Genomic DNA, 2,248 nt, shown 5'->3' with positions numbered 1-2,248 from the left:
ACAATACACAGGGCCACCCAAAGGGTGAGATAGCGCTCAAAAAAGCTCAGGGAGCCGCCGCTGGGGAGAGCTTTGGGGTCAGATGCGGTTAGGGCCATGATCAAAAGCCGCGTTCCTGTGTGCTCTGTCAGGATACATCAAAACAACTTGTTTGGTATGCCCCCAACTTACCCAGAGGCGGGATCCCTCCGGAGAAAGGTAGTGGCAGCGGCGTAAAATGGAGCTGGCAAGCGGAGGAGAAGCAAAAAGTGATCAAACCCCACTCTGCCCATCTGTTGACCCCCGACTTCCGCCTCAGCTTGGCAGTGCTGGCTTTGGCGGTGCCGCTGTTGTGGCTCTCGTTTTGGCTAGGGTTGGGAGTGGGGTTGTTTGGCCTGTTTTTGCTGGTACAGACCTGTCTGATCGGGCTGGCCTTTACCCGCACGGCGCTGCAGGTCTACAGCGGCTCCCGGCGCATCCGCGAGTTCCCCTACAGCGAGTGGCAGGACTGGCAGATCTTCTGGCGGCCGGTGCCGATTTTGTTTTTCTTCCGAGAAAGCCGGAGCATTCACTTTTTGCCGATGCTCTTCAACCCGGTCGAGCTGCGCATCTGCCTGGAGGAGCGGCTAGGCCACCTGCACGCCCGACGGCAGGGATCCCCTTTCCACCCATCAGGCCGATGAGCGGTTCCGGGGGCTGGGTTTGGCAAGAGGCAGGGAGATGGCGTTGGCTGCAGTGTCAACTGCTGGCGGGGTGGCCCCATGCTTTTGGCTGTCGTCAAGCTTCCCCCTATCAACCAGCCGATATGGCCGACCAGTTGCAACTCCTCCCAGAACGAGCTGCGTGGGGCCACCAGGTGCATGGCTGTCGCTGGACGTGGGCGGATGCAGTTGTCTTCTCCCAGGGGAGGGCTTCAGGTTCTCACGTCGGGGAAGGGAGTTTCGCCCGTCCCGAAGCAGATGCCGTGATCGCCCGTCGCCCAGGGGACTCGGCCTGGGTTTGCACTGCCGACTGTGTGCCCATTTTGGTGGCCAGCCCCCACTGGGTGGCCGCAGTTCACGCCGGCTGGAGGGGGACGGCTGCCGGTATCCTGACTAAGGTGCTGCAGGCCTTTCTCCAGGGGGGGATCCCTGCCAGCCAAATCCGCATTGCCCTGGGGCCGGCCATCTCCGGGCCAGCCTACCAGGTTTCTCAGGAAGTGGCCGAGCAGGTGCTGCAGTCGCTGCCTTCAGGGGTAGACCCACAACCTGCCCTCTGGCCAGATCCTCTGCCGGGTAAGGTGCGCCTGGATCTGCGCTGGATCAACCGCGCCCAGGCCGAAGCTCAGGGGATCCCGCCGGAGCACATCGCCATCAGTCCTCATTGCACCTTTGGCCAGCCTCAGGATTTCTTTTCCTATCGCCGCGAGGGGGCCTTAGAGGATGACCAGGGCCGTCGTTGCGTGCAGTGGTCGGCGATTGGCCTGCCAAAGGCGGCTTTTGACAAATCTTAGCTGCCAAAAATAGCAGCTATAATTGCCCTCAAAACTCAACCCTATCTCGCGGGGGAGGGATCCCATGCTTTGCCGGCTTGCCCTTCGGGGGTTGGTTTGGGTGGCTTTGTCTTTCCCTTTTGCCTTTGTCGGAGAAGCCCCTGCCCAGACCTCTCTGACGGGCATCAACCGCGACAACGTACTGCAACTGAACATCGGGCCCGGACGCCGCCTGGCTCCAGGGCCCGCAAAGGGTTCCGGCTCCGAGCAAGGCCAGGATCCCACCGTTCCCTCGGCGCTGATGTGGGCAGAGTGGCATATCCGCGCCAATGTTTGTACCGGCAACCTATCTGCCGAAGAATTGGCGGAGCTGTTTCCCTTGGTCAACCAAGAGTTAGTAGATGCCGTTTGTCAAGGGGGAAGTTAGCCGGCTTGCCCAGGCAAGCGGTAAGGTGAAAAGAAAGCTCTCAGGTTGCTGCTGCATGGATTTTGAGAAGCTCTTGGAGGAATGGGTGGCAGCCTTCACCCAGGCGGCGGAAGAAAGCCTCACCGCTTTGGAAGCCGCCCTGACGGAGTTGGCGGAACACCTGGCCGCGCCTCTCCAAGAAACCCTTCGGCAGTGGGAAGCCTTCTGGAGCCTGGAGGAGGAGCCGCAGCCCGGTTCAGAGCTCGATGAGGAAACGTTCAACCCTGCTGGGGGGGAGTCCTTCAGCACCAGCCGTTTCTTCGTCAGCCCACTGGGGTTCGGGGGTGTAGTTGTTTATACTTATGTCGCTTCGCCGCCTGGCTGGATTGGGG

General features: G+C 60.9%; 3 protein-coding genes and 1 pseudogene. All 4 read left to right on the top strand.

What is annotated here, in order from left to right:
- Positions 1-248 precede the first annotated feature (248 nt).
- Positions 249-662: a DUF3119 family protein gene (locus NW809_RS12140; protein ID WP_011430547.1), complete on the top strand. Its 414-nt coding sequence runs from the start codon at positions 249-251 to the stop codon at positions 660-662.
- The gene (gene pgeF / locus NW809_RS12135; RefSeq protein ID WP_011430546.1) at positions 659-1,471 is read left to right on the top strand and encodes a peptidoglycan editing factor PgeF; all 813 of its coding nucleotides are present in this window, start codon (positions 659-661) and stop codon (positions 1,469-1,471) included. Before NW809_RS12140 ends, pgeF begins: the two co-directional genes overlap by 4 nt.
- Positions 1,472-1,535: 64 nt before the next feature.
- Positions 1,536-1,877, top strand: coding sequence for a hypothetical protein (locus NW809_RS12130; RefSeq protein ID WP_011430545.1), 342 nt, complete (start codon positions 1,536-1,538; stop codon positions 1,875-1,877).
- Between the two features lie 55 nt (positions 1,878-1,932).
- Positions 1,933-2,248 (top strand): annotated as a pseudogene (locus NW809_RS12125) (hypothetical protein); the annotation flags it as partial.

This window comes from Synechococcus sp. WC101 (genome assembly GCF_047461555.1).
In the GTDB taxonomy this organism is placed as follows: Bacteria; Cyanobacteriota; Cyanobacteriia; order Thermostichales; family Thermostichaceae; genus Thermostichus.
This window is presented reverse-complemented; position numbering and strand designations above follow the sequence as displayed.